The organism is Paenibacillus amylolyticus (genome assembly GCF_050990605.1).
Classification (GTDB): Bacteria; Bacillota; Bacilli; order Paenibacillales; family Paenibacillaceae; genus Paenibacillus; species Paenibacillus amylolyticus_H.
Map to the genome: position 1 here is coordinate 2,262,538 of NZ_CP158832.1, position 25,679 is coordinate 2,288,216.

28 protein-coding genes are annotated in these 25,679 nt (G+C 44.5%); all 28 read left to right on the forward strand.

Going from position 1 to position 25,679, the window contains the following annotated elements; translation table 11 throughout:
* Window positions 1–47 precede the first annotated feature (47 nt).
* A complete protein-coding gene (gene dprA, locus ABTV53_RS10375) occupies window positions 48–1,178 on the forward strand; it encodes a DNA-processing protein DprA (protein ID WP_433752749.1) in 1,131 nt (376 codons plus the stop codon).
* A 116-nt stretch (window positions 1,179–1,294) separates the two neighbouring features.
* Window positions 1,295–3,394, forward strand: coding sequence for a type I DNA topoisomerase (gene topA, locus ABTV53_RS10380; protein ID WP_433752751.1), 2,100 nt, complete (start codon window positions 1,295–1,297; stop codon window positions 3,392–3,394).
* A 51-nt stretch (window positions 3,395–3,445) separates the two neighbouring features.
* Window positions 3,446–4,789, forward strand: a complete 1,344-nt coding sequence (gene trmFO / locus ABTV53_RS10385) for an FADH(2)-oxidizing methylenetetrahydrofolate--tRNA-(uracil(54)-C(5))-methyltransferase TrmFO (protein ID WP_370511405.1) — start codon at window positions 3,446–3,448, stop codon at window positions 4,787–4,789.
* Between the two features lie 26 nt (window positions 4,790–4,815).
* A complete protein-coding gene (gene hslV / locus ABTV53_RS10390; RefSeq protein WP_076208907.1) occupies window positions 4,816–5,358 on the forward strand; it encodes an ATP-dependent protease subunit HslV in 543 nt (180 codons plus the stop codon).
* 116 nt (window positions 5,359–5,474) lie between these two features.
* Window positions 5,475–6,875 carry an ATP-dependent protease ATPase subunit HslU gene (gene hslU, locus ABTV53_RS10395; protein WP_076208906.1) on the forward strand — a complete coding sequence of 467 codons (1,401 nt, stop codon included), beginning with the start codon at window positions 5,475–5,477 and terminating at the stop codon, window positions 6,873–6,875.
* Window positions 6,876–7,849: 974 nt separating this feature from the next.
* A complete protein-coding gene (flgB, locus tag ABTV53_RS10400) occupies window positions 7,850–8,257 on the forward strand; it encodes a flagellar basal body rod protein FlgB (RefSeq protein ID WP_433752753.1) in 408 nt (135 codons plus the stop codon).
* Window positions 8,258–8,263: 6 nt separating this feature from the next.
* Entirely contained in the window at window positions 8,264–8,713 is a 450-nt protein-coding gene (gene flgC, locus ABTV53_RS10405; protein WP_433752754.1) for a flagellar basal body rod protein FlgC, read from the forward strand.
* Window positions 8,714–8,771: 58 nt separating this feature from the next.
* Window positions 8,772–9,083, forward strand: a complete 312-nt coding sequence (gene fliE / locus ABTV53_RS10410) for a flagellar hook-basal body complex protein FliE (RefSeq protein ID WP_433752755.1) — start codon at window positions 8,772–8,774, stop codon at window positions 9,081–9,083.
* 137 nt (window positions 9,084–9,220) lie between these two features.
* A complete protein-coding gene (gene fliF, locus ABTV53_RS10415; protein WP_433752758.1) occupies window positions 9,221–10,804 on the forward strand; it encodes a flagellar basal-body MS-ring/collar protein FliF in 1,584 nt (527 codons plus the stop codon).
* 11 nt (window positions 10,805–10,815) lie between these two features.
* The gene (gene fliG / locus ABTV53_RS10420) at window positions 10,816–11,832 is read left to right on the forward strand and encodes a flagellar motor switch protein FliG (RefSeq protein WP_047842476.1); all 1,017 of its coding nucleotides are present in this window, start codon (window positions 10,816–10,818) and stop codon (window positions 11,830–11,832) included.
* Window positions 11,825–12,688, forward strand: coding sequence for a FliH/SctL family protein (locus tag ABTV53_RS10425; RefSeq protein ID WP_433752760.1), 864 nt, complete (start codon window positions 11,825–11,827; stop codon window positions 12,686–12,688). The genes fliG and ABTV53_RS10425 overlap by 8 nt, the downstream gene beginning before the upstream one ends.
* Window positions 12,675–13,994, forward strand: coding sequence for a flagellar protein export ATPase FliI (gene fliI, locus ABTV53_RS10430; protein ID WP_036609365.1), 1,320 nt, complete (start codon window positions 12,675–12,677; stop codon window positions 13,992–13,994). The genes ABTV53_RS10425 and fliI overlap by 14 nt, the downstream gene beginning before the upstream one ends.
* Window positions 13,995–14,005: 11 nt before the next feature.
* Window positions 14,006–14,458 (forward strand): flagellar export protein FliJ, encoded by a 453-nt coding sequence (gene fliJ, locus ABTV53_RS10435; RefSeq protein ID WP_433752761.1) that lies wholly within the window; start codon window positions 14,006–14,008, stop codon window positions 14,456–14,458.
* 43 nt (window positions 14,459–14,501) lie between these two features.
* Window positions 14,502–15,443, forward strand: coding sequence for a MotE family protein (locus tag ABTV53_RS10440; RefSeq protein ID WP_433752763.1), 942 nt, complete (start codon window positions 14,502–14,504; stop codon window positions 15,441–15,443).
* A 40-nt stretch (window positions 15,444–15,483) separates the two neighbouring features.
* On the forward strand, window positions 15,484–16,872 hold the full coding sequence (locus ABTV53_RS10445; protein WP_433752765.1) for a flagellar hook-length control protein FliK: 1,389 nt from the start codon (window positions 15,484–15,486) through the stop codon (window positions 16,870–16,872).
* A gap of 19 nt (window positions 16,873–16,891) precedes the next feature.
* The gene (locus ABTV53_RS10450) at window positions 16,892–17,449 is read left to right on the forward strand and encodes a flagellar hook capping FlgD N-terminal domain-containing protein (protein ID WP_127543772.1); all 558 of its coding nucleotides are present in this window, start codon (window positions 16,892–16,894) and stop codon (window positions 17,447–17,449) included.
* Window positions 17,450–17,499: 50 nt separating this feature from the next.
* On the forward strand, window positions 17,500–17,829 hold the full coding sequence (locus tag ABTV53_RS10455) for a TIGR02530 family flagellar biosynthesis protein (protein WP_371327926.1): 330 nt from the start codon (window positions 17,500–17,502) through the stop codon (window positions 17,827–17,829).
* Window positions 17,830–17,910: 81 nt separating this feature from the next.
* On the forward strand, window positions 17,911–18,726 hold the full coding sequence (gene flgG / locus ABTV53_RS10460) for a flagellar basal body rod protein FlgG (RefSeq protein ID WP_433752766.1): 816 nt from the start codon (window positions 17,911–17,913) through the stop codon (window positions 18,724–18,726).
* 68 nt (window positions 18,727–18,794) lie between these two features.
* On the forward strand, window positions 18,795–19,016 hold the full coding sequence (locus tag ABTV53_RS10465) for a flagellar FlbD family protein (RefSeq protein WP_076208897.1): 222 nt from the start codon (window positions 18,795–18,797) through the stop codon (window positions 19,014–19,016).
* Window positions 19,016–19,477 (forward strand): flagellar basal body-associated FliL family protein, encoded by a 462-nt coding sequence (locus ABTV53_RS10470; protein ID WP_433752769.1) that lies wholly within the window; start codon window positions 19,016–19,018, stop codon window positions 19,475–19,477. The genes ABTV53_RS10465 and ABTV53_RS10470 overlap by 1 nt, the downstream gene beginning before the upstream one ends.
* Before the next feature lie 40 nt (window positions 19,478–19,517).
* Window positions 19,518–20,516: a flagellar motor switch protein FliM gene (gene fliM, locus ABTV53_RS10475; RefSeq protein ID WP_433752770.1), complete on the forward strand. Its 999-nt coding sequence runs from the start codon at window positions 19,518–19,520 to the stop codon at window positions 20,514–20,516.
* Window positions 20,506–21,780 carry a flagellar motor switch phosphatase FliY gene (gene fliY, locus ABTV53_RS10480; protein ID WP_433752771.1) on the forward strand — a complete coding sequence of 425 codons (1,275 nt, stop codon included), beginning with the start codon at window positions 20,506–20,508 and terminating at the stop codon, window positions 21,778–21,780. Before fliM ends, fliY begins: the two co-directional genes overlap by 11 nt.
* 28 nt (window positions 21,781–21,808) lie before the next feature.
* Window positions 21,809–22,174, forward strand: a complete 366-nt coding sequence (locus ABTV53_RS10485; RefSeq protein ID WP_017689175.1) for a response regulator — start codon at window positions 21,809–21,811, stop codon at window positions 22,172–22,174.
* Window positions 22,175–22,185: 11 nt separating this feature from the next.
* Window positions 22,186–22,722: a flagellar biosynthetic protein FliO gene (locus tag ABTV53_RS10490; RefSeq protein ID WP_433754146.1), complete on the forward strand. Its 537-nt coding sequence runs from the start codon at window positions 22,186–22,188 to the stop codon at window positions 22,720–22,722.
* Window positions 22,719–23,474, forward strand: a complete 756-nt coding sequence (fliP, locus tag ABTV53_RS10495; protein WP_433752772.1) for a flagellar type III secretion system pore protein FliP — start codon at window positions 22,719–22,721, stop codon at window positions 23,472–23,474. The genes ABTV53_RS10490 and fliP overlap by 4 nt, the downstream gene beginning before the upstream one ends.
* A gap of 25 nt (window positions 23,475–23,499) precedes the next feature.
* Window positions 23,500–23,769, forward strand: coding sequence for a flagellar biosynthesis protein FliQ (gene fliQ / locus ABTV53_RS10500; RefSeq protein WP_433752774.1), 270 nt, complete (start codon window positions 23,500–23,502; stop codon window positions 23,767–23,769).
* Between the two features lie 10 nt (window positions 23,770–23,779).
* A complete protein-coding gene (gene fliR, locus ABTV53_RS10505) occupies window positions 23,780–24,568 on the forward strand; it encodes a flagellar biosynthetic protein FliR (RefSeq protein ID WP_433752775.1) in 789 nt (262 codons plus the stop codon).
* 23 nt (window positions 24,569–24,591) lie between these two features.
* Window positions 24,592–25,674, forward strand: a complete 1,083-nt coding sequence (flhB, locus tag ABTV53_RS10510; RefSeq protein ID WP_433752777.1) for a flagellar biosynthesis protein FlhB — start codon at window positions 24,592–24,594, stop codon at window positions 25,672–25,674.
* The last annotated feature ends 5 nt before the right edge of the window (window positions 25,675–25,679 follow it).

Consider the following 25,679-nt stretch of genomic DNA (forward strand, 5'->3'; position numbering starts at 1 on the left):
CACACAATATGAGGGAAGATCTCTTCCCGCTCTGGGAGGTTTATGGTATGGAAGAACGATGGATCTTGGTTGGGTTGCATGAGATGGAGGGCATTGGCAAGAAAACAATCTCGAAACTAGTTCAGGGACAACATGAATTGTCCGATCTCTTGAATTATGAGGAAGGGGATTGGGTCGCAGCAGGCTTGCGCAAAGATCAGGCTGCACGTTTGACTAACCAATTTACTATCGACTGGATTGAAAGTAAAAGAGAACACGTTTACGATCAGGGGATAGAGGTTATTACTTATCTGGATCAGAATTATCCCATATTAATGAAGGAAACCGTTCAGCCTCCCTGGGTAGTGTACGCTCGAGGGGATGTTAGTTTGCTACACAACTCGTCTATTGCCATGGTGGGAACTCGTATGCCGACCGTGTATGGGCGCAAAGTTGGAGAAAAGCTGGCAGAGCAATTATGCAATGCAGGACTAACGATTGTAAGCGGGCTTGCCCGCGGTATCGATAGCGTATGTCATGATGCAGTACTGCGTGCTAAAGGAAAAACGATTGCAGTATTCGGAACAGGGATTGATAATATATACCCACCCGAAAATACAAGTCTCGCCGAGCGAATCGCGGAGACGGGTCTGCTTTTGTCGGAATATCCACCAGGTACGAGAGCGCGCCAGGGATTGTTTCCGGAACGGAATCGAATCATTGCAGGTCTGACACTGGGGACATTGGTTGTTGAGGCTGACATTCGCAGTGGTTCACTCATTACAGCAGATGCTGCGCTTGAAGCAGGCCGGGATGTATTTGCAGTCCCTGGACCTATTACATCGCCGAAAAGTCGGGGAGCACACAATCTTATCCGTCAAGGGGCCAAATTGGTCACTTGTGCAGCAGATGTATTGGAAGAGTATCGATTGGGCTTGCCAAATGCAGAACAACTTCCTTACAATAGAGGACGTTCGACCGAAACAACCGAGCCTTCCGGGCGAGGCATATTCGCTGAGGTTAAGCTCTCTCCAGATGAACAACGCGTGATTTATCTGTTGGAACAGGGAGAACAATCATTGGATCAACTGGTTGAGCTGCTTGGTTGGGATTTTGGACATTTGCATTCAGTTCTGTTATCTTTAATCATAAAAAAGCAGATTAGCCAATTACCAGGCACTAAATACGCGAGGGTATGACGAAGCTACAACCTACGCAGTGCGTGGAAATATATAATTAGCAGAAGTTATTAACTATGCATAAGCTTACAGAAACAGTTTCATGACAGTTTCATGACTGAGAGGAGGATGAACCTATGGCGGATGCACTCGTAATCGTGGAGTCGCCCTCAAAGGCGAAGACGATAGGCAAATATTTAGGCAGCAAGTTCATCGTAAAAGCTTCGATGGGCCATGTTCGCGATTTGCCAAAGAGTCAGATCGGCGTTGAGGTAGAGAACGATTTTAATCCGAAATATATTACGATCCGCGGCAAAGGTTCAATCTTGAAAGAACTGAAGGATGCACGGAAGAAAGTGAAAAAAGTGTATCTCGCAGCTGACCCGGATCGCGAAGGTGAGGCTATCGCATGGCATTTGGCCCATGCCCTTGAACTGGACGATACGGCAGATTGCCGGGTTGTATTTAATGAAATTACAAAACAGGCGGTCAAAGATGCGTTCAAAACGCCGCGGAAAATCAATATGGATTTGGTTAACGCGCAGCAGGCAAGACGTATTCTGGATCGGCTTGTTGGATATAAAATTAGTCCGTTATTATGGAAGAAAGTAAAAAAAGGTTTGTCTGCAGGCCGGGTTCAGTCCGTGGCAGTTAAAATCATTTTAGATCGTGAAAATGAAATTGATGATTTTGAGCCGGAAGAATACTGGAGCATTACCGCCAAACTGACAGCAGACGGCAATCCGTTTGAAGCCAAGTTTCATAAACTGAACGGGGCCAAAACAGAGCTGGGCAGTGAAGCGGAAGTGCAAGCGATCCTGAAACAGATCGAAGGCGCAGACTTTACGATCAAGGAAGTTAAAGAGAAAGAACGGAGCCGTAACCCTTCCGCCCCGTTTACAACGAGTTCTTTGCAACAGGAAGCGGCGCGTAAATTGAATTTTAGAGCTTCCAAGACGATGTCGGTCGCCCAACAACTATATGAAGGTGTAGATCTTGGAAAAGAAGGCACAGTAGGTCTCATCACGTATATGCGTACGGACTCCACACGAATTGCGGCATCTGCACAAGAAGAAGCCAAAGAATATATCGTTGGGAAGTATGGGGAACCATTTGCACCTGAGACTCCACGAAACTATTCTAAAAAAGCAGCTAATGCTCAGGAAGCGCATGAAGCGATTCGTCCAACTTCAATTCTGCGTGATCCTGACTCAATCAAGTCATTTATGAGTCGTGATCAGTTCCGGTTGTATAAACTGGTGTGGGAACGTTTTGTAGCGAGCCAGATGTCTTCGGCTATCCTCGATACACTCTCTGTAGATATTGCTGCGGGGGACACCATTTTCCGTGCGGCAGGTTCGAAGGTGCGGTTCCAAGGTTTCATGAAGGTATATGTTGAAGGAAACGACGATGGTACAACCGATGAAGATCGTCTTCTGCCTCCGCTGAAAAGTGGAGATGTGCTTGAGAAGCAGGAGATTGAGCCAAAACAGCATTTTACACAACCGCCACCCCGATATACGGAGGCAAGGTTGGTTAAGACGCTTGAGGAACTGGGTATAGGGCGTCCGAGTACATATGCGCCAACGCTGGAGACCATTCAGAAGCGCGGATATGTTGCGATAGAGGAAAAGAAATTCATGCCAACGGAGCTTGGTGAACTGGTCATCGAACAGATGGAAGAGTTCTTCCCGGAAATTCTGAATGTTGAATTTACCGCAAACATGGAAGGTGATCTTGACCATGTGGAGGAAGGTTCGGAGGATTGGGTCAAAGTACTCGCAGAATTCTACGAATCTTTTGAGAAACGCCTTGAGTTTGCGGAAGAAGAAATGAAAGAAATCGAGATTGAAGACGAAGTATCAGATGAGATCTGTGAGAAGTGCGGCAAACCGCTGGTTTATAAACTCGGACGTTTTGGCAAGTTTCTTGCGTGCTCTGGCTTCCCTGATTGCCGGAATACCAAACCAATTATCAAGGACATCGGCGTAACTTGTCCGAAATGTAAGGAAGGTCATGTTGTTGAGCGTCGTAGCAAAAAGGGACGTGTTTTCTACGGTTGTGACAAATATCCTGAATGTGATTTTGTCTCATGGGACAGACCTTCAGCCAAACCATGTCCAAGTTGCGGATCGCTAATGATTGAAAAGCGCAACAAAAAGGGAGCACGATTGCAGTGTACTTCGTGTGATCATCAGGAGCCGGTGGATGAACCGGATGACGAATCAGCAGATTAGTATATATCCGAATCAATTTTAGTGAAATATGAAATTGCTTTATGGGGGTAAATGATTTTGACAAATGAACAACAAGTAACCGTTATTGGTGCCGGGCTGGCAGGAACAGAAGCGGCCTGGCAGATTGCAAGTCGCGGCGTACGCGTAAAACTATACGAGATGAGACCTGTTGTGAAAACGCCAGCTCATCATACAGATAAATTTGCAGAACTGGTATGTAGCAACTCGCTACGTGCGAATGGATTGACCAATGCAGTGGGTGTGTTAAAAGAAGAAATGAGAATGCTCAATTCTCTCGTATTGTCAGCAGCAGATAAACATGCAGTTCCCGCAGGTGGGGCACTTGCTGTGGACCGGGATGGATTTTCAGGTGAGATTACATCCACGTTGCACCAGCATCCGCTCATCGAAGTGGTGAATGAGGAACTAACTTCTCTGCCGGAAGATGGCATCGTTGTTGTTGCAACGGGACCGCTGACTTCACCTGCATTGTCTGAGCAAATCAAGGCACTAATGGGGGAAGAGTATTTCTATTTCTATGATGCTGCTGCACCGATCATCGAAAAAGATTCAATTGATATGAACAAGGTGTATCTGGCTTCCCGTTATGATAAAGGCGAAGCGGCATACCTGAACTGTCCGATGACTGAAGAAGAGTTTGATGTCTTCTACGAAGCTCTCATTACTGCCGAGGTCGCTCAATTAAAAGAGTTTGAGAAAGAAATCTACTTTGAAGGCTGTATGCCGATCGAAGTGATGATGAAACGCGGAAAACAGACGGCTCTGTTTGGACCTATGAAACCGGTAGGTCTGGTTAACCCGCATACAGGAGAGTTGCCACATGCGGTTGTTCAGCTTAGACAGGACAATGCAGCTGGAACCCTGTATAACTTGGTGGGCTTCCAGACGCATCTGAAATGGGGAGAACAAAAACGTGTTTTCTCCCTTATCCCGGGACTTGAAAATGCAGAGTTTGTCCGTTATGGTGTGATGCACCGTAATACATTTATTAACTCTCCTAAACTTCTTCTTCCAACGTATCAGTTTAAAGAGCGTCCTAACCTGTTCTTTGCAGGTCAGATGACGGGTGTAGAAGGATATGTGGAATCTGCTGCATCGGGGCTTATTGCCGGCATGAACGCAGCCAAAGCAGCACTTGGCCAGGAACTGGTGGTGTTGCCTGTAGAAACAACCCTTGGCAGTATGGCTCAGTATATTACAACTGCTGACTTCAAGCACTTCCAACCAATGAACGCAAACTTTGGTTTGTTGCCGAAGCTTGAAACAAAAATCCGTAACAAAAAAGAAAAAAATGAAGCTCTTGCACAGCGCGCACTGGATGGCATCACCAGTTTTGCTGCAGCAGAAGGTCTAACTGTTCCGGAACGCGTATAAATTATTCGTGGGAGGATGCTGATATCATGGATATGTCATTTCATGCTACAACGATCTGTGCTGTTCGTCATAATGGTAAGGCTGCAATCGCAGGAGATGGTCAGGTGACCATGGGTCAAAGTGTTGTGATGAAGAATACAGCCAAGAAGGTAAGACGTTTGTATCGCGGACAGGTTGTTGCTGGCTTTGCTGGTTCTGTGGCGGATGCAATCACCCTGTTTGAGAAATTCGAAGGTAAGCTGGAGGAGCACCATGGTAACTTGCAGCGTGCTGCTGTAGAGCTTGCCAAGGATTGGCGTCAGGATCGGATTTTGCGTAAGCTTGAGGCACTGTTGATTGTGATGGACAAATCAGGTATGCTGCTCATTTCAGGCGGCGGAGAGATTATTGAACCGGATGATGACGTTATTGCTATCGGATCAGGTGGGAACTTTGCCTTATCTGCTGCGCGTGCGTTGAAACGTCATGCAGTAAACCTGGAAGCGAAAGATATTGCGCGTGAATCACTTCAGATTGCCTCAGAGCTATGTGTATATACCAATAGTAATATTATTGTGGAAGAGTTATAAGCCAAAGAAATCTCCCGTAGTGGAGCATGATTATGTAATCTGCTCCAGCACGTCTAGGGGATTCTTTGTCCTTGTTAGGTAAAATAAATTCAACATACTGGTAGGAGGGAAGCAATATGAATACTCAAGCGTTAACACCGAGACAGATTGTTGCAGAGCTTGACAAGTATATTGTAGGTCAAAAGAAAGCCAAAAAATCGGTAGCCGTAGCCCTACGTAATCGTTATCGGCGTAGCCTTTTGCCTGAGCACACTCAGGACGACATTGTGCCTAAAAATATCTTGATGATTGGACCTACCGGTGTGGGTAAAACGGAAATCGCCCGCCGCCTTGCTAAACTGGTAGGTGCGCCTTTTGTGAAAGTGGAAGCTACCAAGTTCACTGAAGTAGGTTACGTTGGCCGCGACGTTGAATCGATGGTGCGTGATCTGATTGAGACATCACTGCGGATGGTGAAGCTGGAGCGGACTGAAAAAGTGAAGGACAAAGCTGAAGAAGCTGCCAATGAGCGAATTGTACATATTTTGGCTCCTTCACAGTCCAAGTCCAAGAATCAGCGTAATCCCTTTGAGATGATCTTTGGTAATAATGGCAACAACGTTCAGGAACAGGATGAGCCCGAACCGGATACTGGGGTTGCCGAACGCCGCCGTAAGATCAAGTTTGATCTGTTATCTGGCAAGTTGGAGGATGACATCATTGAAATTGATGTCGAAGACACTGCGCCTAACATGATGGACATGTTTGCTGGTCAAGGTAATGATCAGATGGGCATGAACATGCAGGAGATGTTTGGCAGCCTCTTACCTCGTCGTACGAAAAAACGTAAACTCGCTATTAAAGAAGCGCGTAAAGTGCTGATCCAGGAAGAAGCAGGAAAATTGATCGACATGGATGATGTTACCCAGGAGTCCATTCGCCGGGCGGAGCAGACAGGTATCATATTCATTGATGAAATCGACAAGGTTGCCAGTCAAGGACGAGGTAGTGGTCCTGATGTATCCCGTGAGGGTGTGCAACGTGACATTCTGCCTATCGTAGAGGGCTCTACAGTAATGACGAAGTATGGTCCTGTCAAAACGGATTATATTCTCTTTATGGCAGCAGGCGCATTCCACGTCGCCAAACCCTCTGATCTGATTCCTGAACTTCAGGGACGCTTCCCAATTCGTGTGGAACTAAGCAGTCTAACACTGGAGGAGTTTGTATCCATTCTGACTGAACCCCAAAATGCGCTGACCAAGCAGTATGTTGATCTGTTGCGCACAGAGAATATTGAGATTGAGTTCTCGGATGAGGCCATTCGCGAGATTGCCAAATTGGCTGAATCCGTCAATCAAAATACAGAAAATATAGGTGCACGTCGATTGCATACGATTCTTGAAAAGCTTTTGGAGGATTTATCCTTTGAGGCACCTGAGCTAACACTGGAACGTATGGTGATTACTCCGGAGTATGTCCGGGAGAAATTAAATGATATCGCGCTTGATCGTGATTTGAGCCAGTATATCCTGTAACATGGGGCGAGCAATGGAATTGTTAAAATGATGCTATAAATGAACGGTATGCACGAGAGTAGAGAACATTTGCGACAAAGGATAGCAATCCTTTAGCGAATCACAGGGGTCCTCTTACTTGATGCATATCGTTTATTTTTGTTTCTATCTAAAGGATTTCGATGTTACAACCGATAAAAGATGTGAGGTTGTTGTACGGATCGACAAAACCTAGGACTTGTGCCGCATGAATACAAAGTTAAAACCTATCGGAGTGGTAGTTATTCCTCGATTCCATATCCAATGATTTCCATTAAAAGAATTTTCCTTATTCCAAGTCTGGTCATCGGTTTAGTTGATAGATTGGGAAATGTTGCGTAAATGCGCAAAATGATGAATTATAGAAAAGTGTGAATACGCCAATTGTTTTCTTAAAATTAAAATATATAGACCCCGCTTAATTGTTAAGAAAGTGTTGTGTAGGAAAGAGGAGTTTTCTTCATTCTTGAAAGATAACTTGTCAATTGATTAATATACAGCTTTATATGTATACCTATCATATTGTCCATAAACCCTTAGTGTAACGGCAAAAAATTCTAACATTATTAACTATGAAATATTCGTAAATAAACATAATTACGGGCGTTGTAAGCTCATGTTGAGACTCGAAAGTTTTTTTTTATTTTAAGAATGTTTAAGAACAATATGGGAGAGTATTAACATGCTTTTGTTTTGGGACCGAACATTTACGAAAAAATTCATAATTTGCAGAAAATACACAAAAAGCCCTGTCTTTCAGAAAAGATAGGGCTTTTTTCTTATTGTAATATATCCCAAACTCGAAGAAACTTATGTTATACGACAACATCAGAGTTAATTCTACTTAAGTCCTAGAAAACCGTGTAAAGACGAATGTTTTTGTCGAAAAAACATAGGAATTTTCAAGGGAAAAGATTCAATCTTTTTCCATAACTTCTAAAGAGAGGAGGGGGATTGTGAATCTTTTAAACGATATCAGCTTTAAAAGATTGCAAGGTGCACTCGATGCGTCCAATATCAGACAACGAACGATTGCTGACAACATCGCAAACGCCGATACCCCGTATTTCAAGCGCTCGAACGTATCTTTTGAAGAAATGTTGCAAGGGCAAATGAATGGAGATATGCCTGTTCTTAAAGGTAAAGTAACTGATGCAAGGCATTTTGTCATAGGTCCTTCCTCTTCCGTACCAACGCCAGTAGTTAATATGGACCAGTCAACATCCATGAATAACAACCAGAATAATGTCGATATCGACAGAGAAATGAGTCTTCTGGCGGAGAATCAGTTGCGCTATAACGCTTATATTCAGCAAGTGAACGAACAAATTAAAATCATGCGTGTTGGCGTGGAAGGGAGATAACCTAAATTGAACATTAGTAATAGTTTTAGCATCAGTAGCTCAGCTCTAACAGCCCAACGGTTGCGGATGGACGTTATATCTTCCAACATTGCTAACGCTGAAACGACGCGCGCGAGCGTATCCAATGGTGAAGCGGTTCCTTACAAACGTAAAATGGTTGTGCTTGAGCCGAATAAAACGTCATTTGGTACGATGCTGCAAAATCAGATGAGAGGCAGCGGTACTGGAGATGGCGTGAGAGTAACCGAGATTCGCGAGGATCAATCACCACTGAAGCCTGTGTATGACCCTTCTCATCCAGATGCCAACGCAGAAGGATATGTATTTATGCCTAATGTGGATATTGCGAAAGAAATGGTCGACATGATCTCTGCTTCACGTTCCTATGAAGCAAACGTAACGGCACTGAATTCAACCAAAGCAATGATCTCCAAAGCTATGGAGATTGGAAGATAATCTGCTTTGAAATGAAAATAAGAAAAATACAAACCAGGGATGAAGGGGAGGGACATTAATGATTCAGAACAACATGTTTAGCACACAGGCAATACAACCGCTACAGATGAAGAGTGCAACCGAAAGCAAGCCTTCTACACCAGCCGAAACCATTCAGAGCTTCGGTACATACTTACAGAATGCATTAGGATCCGTCGCAGCACAGGAGACTCAATCGCATGAAATGTCGAATCAGTTTTTGGTCGGCAAAGCGAACGTGGATCAGGTGTTGATTGCTTCAGAACAGGCCTTGTTAAGCCTGCAACTCACAACTCAAGTCCGAAACAAAGTGGTCGAAGCATACCAGGAAGTTATGAGAACGCAAATATAAAATAACCTACTTGCGCTTCGACAATAGCGCTGATCATTACAACAAAGCAGCTGCGATGCTGCTCCTGATCGTCAACCTATGAAACGGCTAGGGTTGAGTAAGGACAGACTAAGCAAAGTTTCGGATGGGGTGACAGAGTGAATGAGAGAATCGCCCAGTACAGGGATAAGGCATCCCAGTATTGGAATAGTTTTAGCAAAAAGCAAAAAGTATTATTTATATCCACCTTCCTGTTCCTGATTTTGGCTGCAGTTGTTCTCACGATGCAATTGTCCAAGACGGAATATGAAGTTGCTTTTACAGATTTGAATGCAAGTGATTCAGCGGGCGTTATCAGTTATCTCGATTCATCTAGCATTCCATACAAATTAAGTTCAGATGGCAAGACCATATCTGTACCGAGTACAAGTGTTGCAATTGCAAAGGTGAATGTTGGATCACAAGGGATTATTCAGAATGGTTCATTAGGGTATAAGTCATTCGAGGAGTCATCATCCCCCATCGGGATGACGGATAAAGAGTTTGATGTAAAGTACAACAACGCTATAAACGGAGAAGTTGAACAGTTACTTCAGCGGATGCAAGGGATACAGGATGCTAAAGTACTCGTTAATATGCCGAAAGATAACATTTTTGCTGGTTTAGAAGAACAAGACAAAGCATCAGCATCGGTAGCTCTCCAATTCAAACCGGGTTATCATCCAAATCAGGCAGCCGTAGATGGCTACTTTAACTTGGTTAAGACTGCAATTCCTAATCTGCCTGTTGAGAACATCACAATTACGAACACAGATGAAGCAGAATTGATTCCAAGTGCTCGAGGTGGCAGTGGCGGGTTGTCTTCTGAAGTTCAAGAAAACATGGCATTACAGAAAAAGTTTGAAAACGATGTCCGTAATAACGTAAAGCAATTCCTTTCCCAGATTGTAGGCGAAGACAAAGTTAATGTTCTGGTAGCCTCAAAGCTTAATTTTGACAAAGAAACACGTAAGGAAAATCTGGTCACACCTGTTGATGTAGATAATATGAAAGGTATCGAGATCAGTGTGCAGGAGATTCAAAAGAGCTACACTGGCGCAAGCAACCCAACAGGTGGTGTTGCTGGCACAGGACAAGAGGAAGTTCCGGGTTACCCATCATCTGATGCAACCGGTAACTCTACCTCCGAAGAATCATCAAGCACTATAAACTACGATGTCAATCGAATCGCCAAGGATATCATTTCCAGTCCGTATACTGTAAAAGACTTAACCATTAACGTTGCAGTTGAACCACCGAATGGAGAAACAGAATTACAGGGACCGGTTCAGGACGCAATTGAGAACATTTTGGTTAACATTGTTCGTGCTTCACTGGCAGACTCAGGCACTGTAATAAGTGACGCCGATCTGACAAAGAAAGTTTCAGTCATGTCACAAGGATTCCCGACTGCCTCTGCAGACAATACAGGTTTCCAGCTTTCCTCAACGATGATGTGGGGTGGAGGCGCACTTATAGCGGCATTGATCGCAGCGGTAGTTATTTTGTTAGTACGCCGTCGTCGCAAACAAAACGAAGTCGAAGAAGAAGAGATTCCTCTTCCAATAGCAACAGAGTTCCCGTCCATTACGCTGGACAGTGTAACGAACGAAAGTCAGGTGCGCAAACAATTGGAGAGTTTGGCCAAGAAAAAGCCAGACGAATTCGTCAATCTGCTGCGTACATGGCTGGCTGACGAATAGAGGTGAACGCATTGGCGAAGGCAAGCAGTCAAGGTTTGACTGGAAGACAAAAAGCAGCAATTTTGTTGATTACATTAGGTCCGGAAGTATCGGCTCAGATCTTCAAACATCTGCGTGATGAGGAAATTGAGCAACTTACGTTGGAGATTGCCAACGTTCGCAAGGTTGATTCTTCCGAAAAGGACATGATCATGGCCGAGTTTCACCAGATCTGTCTGGCGCAGGAATATATCTCTCAAGGCGGTATCAATTATGCGAGAGAAATCCTGGAGAAAGCTTTGGGTTCTTCCAAAGCACTTGAAGTCATTAACCGTTTGACAGCTACGCTGCAAGTCAGACCGTTTGACTTTGCACGCAAAGCGGATCCAAATCAAATTTTGAACTTTATTCAGAATGAAAGTCCGCAAACGATCGCGCTGGTTCTGTCTTATCTCCAGTTCGAACAAGCTGCAGCGATTCTGTCATCTTTACCACAAGAGAAGCAGGCAGATGTCGCTCGTCGCGTCGCAGTTATGGATAGTACTTCGCCAGAAGTTATCTCTCAAGTGGAGCGGGTTCTGGAACAGAAGTTATCTTCTACCGTAACGCAGGATTACACCAATGCGGGTGGTATCGAATCGATTGTTCAAATTCTGAACGGAGTCGATCGTGGTACAGAGCGTACCATTTTGGACTCGCTTGAAATTCAGGATCCGGAGCTTGCAGAGGAAATCAAAAAACGCATGTTTGTATTCGAAGATATTGTCAATGTGGATGATCGTTCAATTCAACGTATTATTCGGGATATCGACAACGCAGATCTGCAACTTGCACTCAAGGTGGCAAGCGAAGAGGTTCGGGATGCTGTGTTCCGGAACATGTCGAAGCGGATGTCCGAAACATTCAAAGAAGAGATGGAGTTCATGGGGCCTGTGCGATTGCGTGATGTTGAGGAAGCTCAGACACGCATTGTAGGAACGATACGCAGATTGGAAGAAGCCGGTGAAATCATTATCGCACGCGGTGGAGGAGATGATATCATTGTCTAATTTGATTAAATCTTTCCAGTATGTACCCGTTGATGACCGTAAAAAACTTGAAAATCATCATCATTATGGTGGTGCTGAGGAGTCTGAAACGGAATTATACGGTGATCGTGCTGAAGGTTCTGAAGCAGAAACGCTTCAAGCACGCGTGGACGAAGAAACACAACGTCTTACCGCAGAAATGCTGGAAGATGCCAAGGAGTTTGCAGAAAAGCAAGTACGTGAAGCTTCAGAAGAGGCAGAGCGCATGCTTCAAGAGGCCCGTGAACAGATCGACAGCTGGTGGCAGGAACAACGACAACAGGATGAACATCTGACTGAAGCGCTTCGTTCACAAGGTTTCCAACAGGGTTTTGAAGAAGGCAAAGTACAAGCTGAACTGGATCTCCAGGTGCAGATCGAAAAGATGATGATTGAAGCCCAGGAAGTGCTCAAGGAAGCTTATGTAGCTAAAGATCAGATCATTCAGGAAGCCGAACCGTTCCTCGTGGATCTCGCTTGCGGGATCGCTGAGAAAGTTATTGATAAGCAACTTACCATTGAACCCGATCATACATTGGAACTCATTCGTCAGAGTTTGTCGCGTAAAAGGGAGCAGGGTTTGATCACACTTTGTGTGGCACCTGATCAGTTTACATTTGTACAGGCAGCTCGTGAAGAATTGTCTCTGTCCATTGACTCTCAGGCAGAATTGCAGATTTTGCCTGATTCGACGGTCAAAGATAAGGGATGTGTCATTCGTTCTTCGTTCGGAAGTGTAGATGCAAGAATTGATACACAGCTTGCTGAGATTAAAAAGGAACTGGTCCGCATAGCACTTGAGGATGAGGAGCGAAGAAATCAACATGAAGGTTCTTAGTTCACAGCGATATATGGAACATTTGCGGCAATTCGATCCTGTTCGTATTAACGGCAAAGTTACTCAGGTCATTGGTCTTATGGTGGAGTCAGAAGGGCCGGATGCAAGTATCGGTGACGTATGTTATATCTATCCTGGTAAATCAGCTAAGCCTCTTCAAGCCGAAGTTGTTGGGTTTCGAGATAACAAAGTGCTGCTTATGCCACTGGGTGAACTTCAATCCATCGGCCCTGGTTGCGATGTAGTAGGTACGGGTAAACCACTTGGAGTTCAGGTGGGTTCCGAATTGCTCGGTAAAGTGCTGGACGGACTTGGGCAGCCGCTAGACGGCTCCCTTCTCCCATCCAGAATGCCGATGTACTCTACCTCCAATACACCGGTTAATCCAATGGATCGTCCGCGTGTACTTGAAACGATGGGTGTTGGTGTAAGAGCTATCGATGGATTGCTGACCGTAGGTAAGGGACAGCGTGTAGGTATTTTTGCCGGCTCTGGTGTTGGTAAGAGTACATTGATGGGCATGATCGCTCGTAATACAGCAGCAGATGTCAATGTCATCGCGCTTGTGGGTGAGCGTGGACGTGAGGTACGCGACTTTATTGAACGGGATCTGGGTCCGGAAGGATTGGAACGCTCCGTGGTCATTGTTGCAACTTCAGATCAGCCTGCCCTGATTCGGATCAAGGGAGCAGTTATTGCGACCACCATTGCAGAGTATTTCCGAGATCGTGGAATGAACGTGATGCTGATGATGGACTCAGTTACTCGATATGCGATGGCTCAGAGGGAAGTTGGTCTGGCTGTTGGTGAACCTCCGGCAATGAGAGGGTATACGCCTTCGGTATTTGCAAGTTTGCCCAAACTGCTTGAACGGGCGGGTACAGGACCTACGGGCTCGATTACAGCCTTTTACACCGTTCTGGTCGATGGGGATGACATGAATGAACCAATTGCTGATGCGGTAAGGGGTATTTTGGATGGACACATTGTGTTAAATCGATCCATTGCAAATAAAGGTCATTTTCCAGCGATTGATGTGTTAGCCAGCATAAGTCGTGTTATGAAGGATATTGCTCCGGAAGAGCAGTTGGAAGCCGTTAATAATATGAAACGTTTGATGGCTGTGTACAAAGAATCGGAAGATTTGATCAATATTGGGGCTTACCAGCGGGGATCAAATGCAGCCATAGATGAATCGATAGACCAGATTGATAGTATATGGAACTTTACCAAGCAGAAAGTCGACGAGAAAGTCACTTTAAGTGAAGTACAGGAACGTTTGATTCTTGAATTTGCAAGGAGATGAATGGGTAAACGATGAAATTTCGATATCATTTCCAGAAAGTTGTTGACCTGAAGAGTAATGAAAAAACACAGGCAGAGTGGATGTTATCCACAGCGATCGGCAAACTTCAGACAGAGGAAGAACATCTGATACAACTTCTTAATGATAGAAGTAATCTGATCGGCATTATCCAATCTGCTACGGAAAATACAGCGTCTGTAAACAGTCTGCAGGAGATGCAGCGTTATGTACATCACCTAGACGAGTGCATTTCACGCAAAAACAGTGATGTTAAACATGCTCAGGTTAATGTGCAGCGGAATCAGACGTTTCTAAACGGTAAGTTGATTGATGAAAAAGTATGGCTTGGAGCGAGAGACAAGGCCAAAATCAAATTTCAGCAGGAGATGCTCCTCCGGGAACAGAACGATCTGGACGAGATGGCTACTGTACGCTTCGCTGCCAAAGCCGGACGCGCGAATTGATGTGAGCCGGACGCGAAGTTGTCTCGTGAAGGAGGAATGAACGATGGCTGTTAAAGATGATAGCGACATGGAAAAAGAGTCGGGAGGCGGTTGGGAAAAATTTCTCATGATTTCAATCCCGATTGTATTCACCGTAGTGCTGCTAGGCGTACTACTTACGCTATTTAATGTAGATATTCGTAATAATTTGTTTGAATTCGCGAACAAGATACCGGTAGTCAAGGAATGGGTACCTGATCCTGTACTGGATCCTGAGAAGGAGAAGCTGGAGAAGAGTGAGCAACAGGTTGAAAGTGCTGAAGCCACAATCGAAAAGCTGAAATCCCAGGTAACTGCCAAAGAAACAGAGCTCAAGGCAGCACAGGAAGCGACAACAACCGAAGCAAAGAAGGCCACGGACCTTCAGAAGAAGTTGGATGATGCGGAAAAAGCGGCTGAAACGGCTGCTGCAGCAACGCCGGAAACGGAATCCGATTATCAAAAGCAAATAAAAGATTTGGCTAAAATGTATGCTGACATGAGCCCGAGCAAAGCTGCACCGATTTTGCAAAATATGACGAATGAGGAAATGGTATTGTTGTTGAATGCCATGCAGTCATCTGCTCGGACCAAGGTGCTTGAAAAGATGGACCCAAAAACAGCAGCCGATGTCACCATGATGATGAAGGATGCCAAACCGTCCGGGGATCTGGCACTGGATGCACTGCAATCCAGATTGAAGAAAGAAACCGCAGCAACTTCAACTGCATCCACAACCACAAGCAAAAACCTGGATAAAAATCAGCTTAGTCAAACATTTGCTTCGATGTCTGCTTCAAGTGGTGCCAAGCTATTATTGGAAACATACAAGTTAAGTCCTGACAAAACATTGACCATTCTGAATTCGGTAGATGATGCAACACGCTCTCAATTGCTTGAGAACATGTCTTCAGAGGACTCGGTTGAAACTGCAAAAATTTTGAACAGATTGATGGGCAACAAGTAAAACGGATTACACTGAACTTATCGAGAGGGGGTGAAAATAAATGTCGATTGTATATCAAATGGCATCCACAGCATCTGCAAAAGCAACGGGAACAGGTCAGACGACAGGAGCACAATCGAAAGGTTCGGCTGCAGGTACTAGCGGTGAATTTCTCCAAACTCTTGCACAATCGCTATCTGGAGGAAATACAGAAGGTGATAGTTCAAGCGCTACTGGAAGCTTAACTGCCAATCCGTTGGTGTTTTCCTTTGCTACAAGTGAAGAAGGAGAAGCGGCATCAATCGCGGCTATACTGAATTCGTTGTTCACGGACTTGGATGAGCTTGACGAAGCTTTGGAAAATGACCCAGCTCTACTTGCAGGTTTGCAAACTCTTATTCAACAGATGTATACACAATTAAGTAATCCTTCAGGTACTGATGCAGAAGGTTCCGACGAGTCTTCAGACGGAGCGGAAAGTGTAAAAACAGTACCCGCCATTGAACTGTCACAGCATCCGGCAGCAGTACGTTTTGTTCTGCAAGATATGCTTACACAATTAGTAGATGGAATGAATGATCCAGAGAGTAACGTTGCGAAGAACGCTCCTGAATTCAAACATTTGTTACAATCTCTGCAGAGTCAGCTTCATGAGGCTGGAGTGGATACGACCAGTAACAAGGGATGGACTGAACTGAAATCCATACTGGATACATTGACTGCAGTTAAGGATCAGACTGTACAAGTCGCTCCAAATACTTCGCTTCAAACATCCAAACAGGATTCTGTCGTACCACAAGTTCTTGTTGCGGCAGGGGCGAACTCTGGAACCCAAGTGAAAGATGAGGCTAAGACCACATCTGCTTCAAATGCAGGTGGAGAAGTGGAACACTCAACCATTATTACTGCGGGAGAGCTGTCCTTGCGCTCATCAGGTACAACAGCAGGAAAACCGGCTGAACCTGTAATGCAAACATCACAGTTTGCCAAAGAAATGACACAGTTTGTAGTCAACAAGCTGGATATTGTCCAGCAAAAAGGATTTTCCGAGGCGACCATCTCACTTCGGCCTGAGCATCTAGGGAAGTTGGACGTTCAAATTACTTTACAGAATGGTCAATTGGTGGCACGGTTTATGACTGAGCATACGATGGCCAAAGACATGCTAGAACAACAAATGACGCAGCTGCGTTCGTCACTTCAAGCCCAGGGAATTCAAGTGGAACGACTTGAGGTTACCCAGAACAGTTCAATCGGATCACAGATGTATCAGGACGGAGGACGTCAGCCGGGAAGTAACTCTCAGCAACAACGCCGTTCACGTGAGCGAGAGGAACAATCGGATGATGCTATAGCTACAGCAGGAATTCAAGACGAATTGCGTAACTGGCGTAGCGAGCAAGTCGAAGGAAATGAATTACAGAGAGATACGTTTAGTGCGAAGGCTTAAACAGAAATGAGGTGAACAAATGGCTAATGAAATTGTTTCAACGAATAATACTTGGCCGAACTATTCGGCAGCTAATAAAGCAACCACAAGTGCTGCAACAAAAGAATTAGGTAAAGATCAGTTTCTAAAAATTCTGATTACCCAATTGCAAAACCAAGACCCGATGCAGCCGATGGAGGATAAGGAATTTATCGCTCAAATGGCACAGTTCAGCTCCGTGGAACAACTGGTCAACATTTCTACACAGCTTAAAACATTGAACCAGTCACTTGGTGCTGTATCCGGCATGATTGGCATGGAGGTAAGTTGGCTTTCTTCTAATAAAGACGACAACGGTACTCTTCGTCAGGGTATTGTGGATTCCATCATTGTAAGAGATAGTGTTCAATACGCAAAAGTGGGCAACGACGAAATTAAGCTTGATGAGATCATTCAGGTGAATTATCCAAAACAGGCAGAAGAGAGTCAAACTCCGGTACAGAACGTTCAGGACGTAGCCCCTGAAACGAACGAGAGCCAGGAAGTTGAATCTTCCGCTGAAACGGGTGATACGGAAGATAGCGGGAAAACGATATGAGTGATCGCATAACGGTTGGACAATTATATGCAGGCTCGATTACACCGAATATGCTTCAAAGACCCAAAACGGGAGAAGCATCAGCTGTACCCGAAAAACCTTTTGCAAAGGTACTGGAAGATAATCTTCTGAAATTGAGCAATCATGCTGCCAAACGATTGGAACAGCGTGGTATTGAACTCAAGACCGAGCAAATGGAACAGATTGGTTCTGCTTTGGACAAAGCTGCTGCCAAAGGAGCCAAAGAGTCATTGATTTTAATGCAGGATATGGCTTTTATCGTCAATGTCAAAAATCGTACTGTGGTTACAGCTATGGATAGTGAAAGCATGAAGGATAATGTGTTCACTCAGATTGATAGTGCCGTAATCATTTCTTGACCGGCTGGCCCTTCTCGGGAGCCGGAATGCCGCTGACCGACTGATGCGGTAACCAAATGAAGACTGGGAGGATTTTTAAAAATGTTGAAATCAATGTACTCAGGCGTTTCCGGGATGCGGGGTTTCCAAACAAAACTCGACGTAATTGGTAACAATATTGCGAACGTAAACACGGTTGGCTTCAAAGGCAGTCGGGTTATGTTCAAAGATATTATGAGCCAAACCACTTCAGGTGTGACTGCCCCTGGGGATGCAACTGGTGGTGTCAATGCGAAACAAATCGGTCTTGGTGTATCCGTAGGTTCAATTGATACGCTGCATTTGGCAGGTAGCCCAATGACAACGAATAATCCAACAGATATGCGGATTAATGGAGATGGGTTCTTCTTGGTACGTTTAAGTGAAGATCAGGAAGTACCTTACCTGACTCGTGCGGGGGATTTTCATGTGGATGCAGCACGTAACCTGTTGACATCGGATGGATTGTTTGTTCTGGATAACGGTGGCGGAAATATTACTATTCCAGACGACGTCGTTTCCTTTACGATTGGTCAGGATGGAACGATTAACCAGACCATGGCAGACGGAACGATCGAAGCGGGAGCACAACTTGGTATCGGAAAAGTGGTCAATCCGGAAGGTTTAGAGAAGATCGGCGGTAATCTGTACCGTATGACAGCAAATGCTAATCCCGATGGTGAGCTTGAAATTTTGACAGCGAATGATGCTGAAAATGGAACCGGCTCTATTATCACTGGACAACTCGAGATGTCAAACGTGGATCTGACTGGTGAATTTACTGAGATGATCGTAGCTCAGCGTGGATTCCAGGCAAACTCCAGAATCATTACAACGTCGGATGAAATACTCCAGGAAGTTGTTAACCTGAAACGTTAATAGCTGATTCATGAATTTTTAAAACGTGGGGGAGCTTGCTCCTCCCACTCTGATCAAGGGGGCTTAGCATGATTTCGGTTACGCGGTTAAATGGTTCTCCCATGTGGTTAAATGCGCTGATGGTTGAAATTGTGGAAGAGACGCCGGATACGTATATTACTCTGGTAACTGGAAAGAGACTGATTGTGCTTGAAAAAGCCGATGACGTTATTTCCAAGATTAAAGATTACAACCGTGAAATCGGGGTTCAGGCAGCCACTATTAAAGTGCAGCAAACGGAGGAATCCTGATGAAAAAAATGATGCCCTGGCTTGCAACGATGTTGCTGGCAATAACACTCATTGTGGTGGTTGTGTTTGTATTTATGCAAGGACAGAACGGGAATAAGAACGACACACATACTGCTTCAGCTTCAGAAGCCAAGAAGATGACTGCGGATGAGATTGTAGAAGTTTCCTCTGAACTTGGAGAAATTAAAACTAACTTGGCTGATACAGATCATGTTGTGATCGTCAGCTTCTCATTCAAGTTGTTTGACGTAAAAGCCAAGGAAGACTTTGAGAAAATTAAAGAAATTGTAGTGAAACCGATCATCATTCAGACTCTTGCAGATACAAAGTCTGAGGAACTGGCTACAGCGAAGGGCCGGATACTATTTAACGAGAAATTAACCGGTCTTATTAATGATGCTTTACCAGAAGGTAATTTAAGTAGTACGAGCTTTTCATCCATTATGATAGCAACGATGTAAATGAACAGAACATGCTGTAGACCTGTAAGGGGGTGAGAACATGGTGGATGTATTATCACAAAATGAGATTGACGCCCTATTAGCAGCCCTTTCTTCTGGTGAAATGGACGCAGAAGAATTGAAGAAGGAAGAAACTCAAAAGAAAATCAGATCGTACGATTTTAAGCGGGCAGTACGTTTTTCCAAAGACCATATTCGAAGCTTGACTCGTATTCACGAAAATTTTGCACGCTTTCTCACCACTTATTTTTCAGCCCAACTGCGGACGTTCGTTCAAATCAATGTCGTTCAGGTCGAACAGTTGCCTTATGACGAGTTTATCCGTTCTATTCCTAAGATGACGATATTGAACATTTTTGAAGCGGAGCCACTACAGGGACGAATGGTGATGGAAGTCCATCCGAACGTGGGATATGCGATGTTGGATCGCCTGCTTGGTGGAACCGGGAGTGCTCCAACAAAGATTGCATCGATGACTGAGATTGAGACGACCATTATGGAACGAATATTCAGCCGTGCTTTTGAAAGTTTACAAGAAGCATGGAAGACCGTGTTGGATATTTCCCCGAGGATGGAAGCACTCGAGACCAATCCGCAATTTATGCAGATTGTATCTCCCAATGAGACCATTGCTCTGATCTCGCTCAGTACCAAAATTGGTGACACGACAGGCATGATCAATCTATGTATACCGCATGTCGTTCTTGAACCTATTATGTCACGGTTGTCAACTCATCAGTGGTTTGTTTCGGAGAAGAAAACGAGAGCTCCGGAAGAGTATGATGCTCTAAGAGAGCGCGTGAACAAAGCCAAGTTACCCATCGTTGCGGAATTGGGAGAATCCAGAATTTCAATTGCAGAATTTCTGGGTCTGTCCGTTGGTGATGTCATTACGTTGAACAAACCAGTTGGTGAGGGACTTTCCATTAAAGTGGGTGACAAACTGAAATACATGGGCAGTCCGGGGACAATCAAGGACCGTGTGGCTGTGCAAATAGACGAGATTGTCACCGAAGGAGTTGAAGAATTTGACGAGTAAGGATTATTTATCCCAAGAAGAAATCGATGCTTTGCTCAGGCAATCGGAATCGCTAAACAGCTCCGAACCCGCTGAAAAGACGGTTGATGATTTTTTGACCGAGCTGGAGCAGGATGCCTTGGGGGAGATTGGTAACATTACATTTGGTAGCGCGGCAACAGCCTTATCCACGCTATTAGGCCTCAAAGTAGATATTACAACACCTAAAGTATCTATCATTAGTCGAACGCAGTTTGAAGAAGCTTTTCCTAAGCCACATGTTGCCGTTCATGTGAATTACGTGGATGGATTCGAAGGCATTAACTCACTTGTTATTAAGAAGAGAGATGCTCAAGTCATCGCTGATTTGATGCTGGGTGGCGAAGGAAATCCGGTCGATGAAGAACTGAATGAAATCCATATTAGTGCGGTACAGGAAGCGATGAACCAGATGATGGGTTCCTCTGCAACCTCAATGTCCACGATTTTTAATCGTTTTGTGAATATTTCCCCTCCGGGAATCGATATTCTCAATCTGGAGAGTGGAGAGGGTGTAAGTAACCTTCCAGCTGATGAGACCCTTATTCAAGTTTCGTTTCGTTTGTTAATCGGGGATCTGATCGATTCTAATCTGATGCAGTTGCTTCCAGTGCATTTTGCCAAAAACATGGTAGATATGTTGATTGGAGGCGCTCAGGAGTCAACTGCCAGCGCACCAGTGGCATCAACACCTGAACCTGCGCCAGCAGCTGTACCAGCAACGCCACCACCGGTTGCGGAACAACCACCCGTTCAACACCAGCAGCCCCCACAGGCTCCTCAGCAGCCTGTTCAGGACTATAACGGATATGGACAGGCCCCGATGGGGATGCCGCAAGGAATGCCGCCACAGCAGCCGTATGGCATGCCCCCGCAGCAACCTTATGGTGCACCACAACATTACGGTGGAATGCCAAATAGGAATGTTAACGTACAACCAGTTCAATTCGCCAATTTACAAAATGGGGCGTATGGTCAGGTAGACGAAAACAATTTGAATTTATTGATGGACATTCCCCTTAAAGTCACCGTAGAATTAGGAAGGACCCAGAAGCAAATTAAAGATATTTTGGAACTGTCACAGGGTTCGATTGTCGAACTGGATAAGTTAGCCGGGGAACCTGTCGATATTTTGGTGAATAACAAACTGATCGCCAAGGGAGAAGTTGTAGTTATTGACGAAAACTTTGGTGTTCGTGTTATAGATATCGTTAGCCAATGGGACCGAATTCAGAAATTACAATAAGCACAATTTAGGGAGGACTTGAATCAAGATGGCAAACCGAATTTTAGTCGTAGACGACGCTGCATTTATGAGAATGATGATCCGGGACATTTTGTCCAAAAATGGATATGAGGTTGTTGGTGAGGCACAGGATGGCTCACAAGCAATTGAGAAATTTAAAGAGCTTCGTCCAGATCTGATCACAATGGATATTACGATGCCTGAGATGGATGGCATTGCAGCTTTGAAAGAAATCAAGAAGATTGATGCTAACGCTAAAGTAATTATGTGCTCCGCGATGGGTCAACAAGCGATGGTAATCGACGCTATTCAAGCAGGTGCCAAAGACTTTATTGTTAAACCTTTCCAATCTGATCGGGTTATCGAAGCGATTAGCAAGACACTGGGCGTTTAAGAGGCATGATGATGGCTCAGGGTGATTTTCCAGAAGGAGCTGGCGCGGGAGCCAATTATTATTTACAGCTTGTATGGGTGATTGTTGTCCTGGCCGTCATCCTGGTCCTTATTGTTTATCTGATCCGGTTCTTAAACAAACGGAATCAGCAAATGTTCCGTCACGGCACAATTCGTACTTTGGGCGGGGTTGGACTGGGACAAAACAAGTCGCTGCAAATTATAGAAATTGGTGGAAGTGTATATCTGATTGGTGTAGGTGAAGACATCCAGTTGATAGATAAGGTTTCGGATCTGGAAGAGGCGCAAAGAATCATTGAATCATTCGAACGAGATGCTGCTGCTCAACAAGGGAATCTCTCGCCTCTCATTACCAAGCTCGCAAAACGCTTCCGTAAAGATGAACCACCGCGGGAAATGGAACTGGAGGACACAACTTCTTTTCACGAAATGTTTGAATCCAAACTTCGGCAGATGCCTAACCGTAAAGAGAAGATGGAGAAGCTCCTGGATAAAGACAATACTACAGATCGGTCGAGGGATTCATGAAGAAAAAGATTTGGTTAGCGTGTTTTTTGATGGGACTTATCAGTCTGGCATCGGTCACGGTTGCCTTTGCCGAGCCCATTCCGAATATTGATATTCAAATCGGAAATGGTGATGGTGGTACACCAAGCACGAGTTCACTGTCCATTATTCTGTTAATTACGGTGCTTAGTATTGCACCGGCAATGCTGGTGCTGATGACCAGTTTTACTCGGATTGTGATTGTGCTAGGTTTTGTACGTACCTCTTTGGGTACACAGCAAATGCCACCCAATCAGGTGCTAGTCGGTTTAGCGCTATTTCTGACACTTTTCATTATGTCACCCACGTTGTCTTCCATAAATCAGGTAGCGCTTCAGCCCTACCTTCAGGGAGAACTTACACAAACGGAGGCGCTAGAAAAAGCAGCGGATCCCATAAAGAAATTTATGTTTACTCACACGAGAGAAAAGGATCTATTGCTGTTTATGAAATATAATCAGACTGAACAACCAAAAACATACCAGGATATCCCAATTACTGTTATGGTGCCGGCATATGTAATCAGTGAGTTGAAGACAGCATTCCAGATGGGATTTATGATTTTTATTCCGTTTCTGGTTATAGACATTGTTGTCGCGAGTACACTCATGGCAATGGGGATGATGATGCTTCCGCCGGTCATGATCTCATTACCTTTCAAAATACTGCTCTTTGTCCTTGTGGACGGGTGGTATCTGGTTGTCAAGTCACTGTTACTGAGTTTTAACACTTGATCCGGAAAGTTAAAGGAGGACGGTCATGACTTCGGAATTTATTATCGGTCTGGCCGGGAAAGCGGTATACACGTCATTGCTGGCCAGTGCACCCATGCTTATACTAGCTCTGGTTGTAGGACTTGCAATCAGTATTTTTCAAGCCACAACTCAAATTCAGGAACAAACATTAGCTTTTGTGCCCAAGATTGTGGCCGTACTTCTGGCGGTACTTTTGTTTGGACCTTGGATCTTAAATATCCTGGCTGATTTTACGTTTAACATTCTCGATAATCTATACAGATACATAGGGTAGGCTTTAGCAGATGGAGACATTATTGCAAAGTTTCCCTGTCGCTCTGCTTATGTTTTGTCGAATCACATCATTTTTTGTAACTGCGCCGGTTTTTTCAGCTCGAAATGTGCCGACTTCAGTTAAAATTGGTATCTCTGCATTTGTCACATTGTCTGTTTATCTAATCTATGGAATAAATCAGACGGTACCCACAGACCTGAGCTACGTTTTGTTGATCATCAGAGAGATTCTAATAGGCTTGCTTTTAGGTTTTGTGGCTTATCTGTTGATGACGGCTGTTCAGACTGCAGGGACCTTTATTGATCTGCAGATCGGTTTTGGTATGGCCAATGTATACGATCCAATGACAGGGGCTTCAGCGCCACTTACGGGTAACTTGAAGTATGCATTTGCTATGCTTTTGTTTCTGACGATGAATGGACACCATTATTTGCTGGATGCGATAGTTTACAGTTACCGGTGGGTACCATTATCTAATGTATTTTTCCTACGGTTGGCAGGTGGAAGTATTGCTGAATTTTTGATTCAGACCTTAGGTCAATCATTTATGCTGGCTTTTCAGATGTCGGCCCCGATTGTAGTTGCGTTGTTTTTGACGGATGTCGGATTGGGTTTTTTGGCCAAAACTGCTCCTCAATTTAATGTATTTGCAGTTGGATTGCCACTTAAGTTACTCGTTGGTCTTGCTATTTTGCTTTTGCTGGTTCCCAGTTTCTCCTTTGTATTTAGTCAATTGTTCGAAGCGATATTCAGATCGATGGAAAAATTGCTTGGAACCATTGGACAAAGGCCCGGCTGAGTGAAACGGAGGAAAAGACACGGATGAAACTTCAACTCGACCTCCAGTTGTTTTCAGGGGAGAAGACGGAGAAAGCTACCCCGAAAAAGAGACAGGATACACGAAAAAAAGGACAGGTTGTAAAAAGCGCTGAACTATCTGGCGCATCCATTCTCCTGTTCGCGTTTTTGATCATGATGGTATTCAGCAATTTCTATAAAGAACGTATCGTTCGTCTGTTTACAGATATCTTCATCAATCGATTGAGTATGGAAATCACCGGAGAGAATGTTATGGCGCTTATGATGCGTTATGGCATTGAAGTTTTGTTATTGATCGCTCCCGTTTTGCTGGGTGCGTTACTGGTTGCTTTGATCGTTAACTACATGCAAGTTGGTTTTCTTCTTGTAGGGGAAGGTTTGAAGCCAAAACTTGAGAAACTGGACCCGATTAAAGGTTTCAAAAATATATTCTCTCTCCGCTCATTAGTGGAATTTGCTAAATCCATTTTGAAAATGTCGATTATCGGTTATCTCGTTTACAGTACAATTAAGGGCTACCAGTCAGATATTGCTTCACTTTCTCATTTTTCATTGGATGCTATATTACATTTCGCAGCGTCGATCACTTTAAGTCTTGGTATCAAGATTGCAGTGGCATTAATGATACTTGCGATATTTGATTACATGTATCAGAAGTATGATCATGAGAAGAAGATCCGTATGTCCAAGCAAGACATTAAGGATGAGTACAAGAAAATGGAGGGTGACCCGCTGATCAAAGGTAAAATCCGGGAACGTCAGCGTCGTATGGCTATGCAGCGTATGATGCAGGAAGTACCGAATGCGGATGTAATCATTACGAACCCAACTCACTTTGCGGTTGCATTAAAGTATGAAGGTTCCGAGATGGAGGCACCACAGATTATTGCCAAAGGTCAGGATTATGTCGCCTTGCGTATTAGGGAAATTGCAAAAGAAAACGGTGTTATTACGATGGAAAACAAGCCGCTGGCACGGGCATTGTTCCAGAGAGCCGAGATTGGTGACGCTATACCGGCCGATTTGTTTCAAGCTGTAGCTGAAGTGCTGGCTTATGTATATAAACTAAAGGGCAGAACGAAATAAAAGGG

What these genes read in the sequence shown, in the direction of transcription:
- ABTV53_RS10485 (WP_017689175.1), top strand. Translation starts at nt 21,809, where the DNA reads ATGGCAAACCGAATTTTAGTCGTAGACGACGCTGCATTTATGAGAATG.
- fliP (WP_433752772.1), top strand. Translation starts at nt 22,719, where the DNA reads ATGAAGAAAAAGATTTGGTTAGCGTGTTTTTTGATGGGACTTATCAGT.
- ABTV53_RS10445 (WP_433752765.1), top strand. Translation starts at nt 15,484, where the DNA reads ATGTCGATTGTATATCAAATGGCATCCACAGCATCTGCAAAAGCAACG.
- ABTV53_RS10490 (WP_433754146.1), top strand. Translation starts at nt 22,186, where the DNA reads ATGGCTCAGGGTGATTTTCCAGAAGGAGCTGGCGCGGGAGCCAATTAT.
- ABTV53_RS10470 (WP_433752769.1), top strand. Translation starts at nt 19,016, where the DNA reads ATGAAAAAAATGATGCCCTGGCTTGCAACGATGTTGCTGGCAATAACA.
- fliM (WP_433752770.1), top strand. Translation starts at nt 19,518, where the DNA reads ATGGTGGATGTATTATCACAAAATGAGATTGACGCCCTATTAGCAGCC.
- ABTV53_RS10455 (WP_371327926.1), top strand. Translation starts at nt 17,500, where the DNA reads ATGCTTCAAAGACCCAAAACGGGAGAAGCATCAGCTGTACCCGAAAAA.
- fliJ (WP_433752761.1), top strand. Translation starts at nt 14,006, where the DNA reads ATGAAATTTCGATATCATTTCCAGAAAGTTGTTGACCTGAAGAGTAAT.
- ABTV53_RS10440 (WP_433752763.1), top strand. Translation starts at nt 14,502, where the DNA reads ATGGCTGTTAAAGATGATAGCGACATGGAAAAAGAGTCGGGAGGCGGT.
- topA (WP_433752751.1), top strand. Translation starts at nt 1,295, where the DNA reads ATGGCGGATGCACTCGTAATCGTGGAGTCGCCCTCAAAGGCGAAGACG.
- fliE (WP_433752755.1), top strand. Translation starts at nt 8,772, where the DNA reads ATGATTCAGAACAACATGTTTAGCACACAGGCAATACAACCGCTACAG.
- hslU (WP_076208906.1), top strand. Translation starts at nt 5,475, where the DNA reads ATGAATACTCAAGCGTTAACACCGAGACAGATTGTTGCAGAGCTTGAC.
- fliI (WP_036609365.1), top strand. Translation starts at nt 12,675, where the DNA reads ATGAAGGTTCTTAGTTCACAGCGATATATGGAACATTTGCGGCAATTC.
- fliR (WP_433752775.1), top strand. Translation starts at nt 23,780, where the DNA reads ATGGAGACATTATTGCAAAGTTTCCCTGTCGCTCTGCTTATGTTTTGT.
- ABTV53_RS10465 (WP_076208897.1), top strand. Translation starts at nt 18,795, where the DNA reads ATGATTTCGGTTACGCGGTTAAATGGTTCTCCCATGTGGTTAAATGCG.
- trmFO (WP_370511405.1), top strand. Translation starts at nt 3,446, where the DNA reads ATGATTTTGACAAATGAACAACAAGTAACCGTTATTGGTGCCGGGCTG.
- flgG (WP_433752766.1), top strand. Translation starts at nt 17,911, where the DNA reads ATGTTGAAATCAATGTACTCAGGCGTTTCCGGGATGCGGGGTTTCCAA.
- hslV (WP_076208907.1), top strand. Translation starts at nt 4,816, where the DNA reads ATGGATATGTCATTTCATGCTACAACGATCTGTGCTGTTCGTCATAAT.
- flhB (WP_433752777.1), top strand. Translation starts at nt 24,592, where the DNA reads ATGAAACTTCAACTCGACCTCCAGTTGTTTTCAGGGGAGAAGACGGAG.
- ABTV53_RS10450 (WP_127543772.1), top strand. Translation starts at nt 16,892, where the DNA reads ATGGCTAATGAAATTGTTTCAACGAATAATACTTGGCCGAACTATTCG.
- dprA (WP_433752749.1), top strand. Translation starts at nt 48, where the DNA reads ATGGAAGAACGATGGATCTTGGTTGGGTTGCATGAGATGGAGGGCATT.
- fliQ (WP_433752774.1), top strand. Translation starts at nt 23,500, where the DNA reads ATGACTTCGGAATTTATTATCGGTCTGGCCGGGAAAGCGGTATACACG.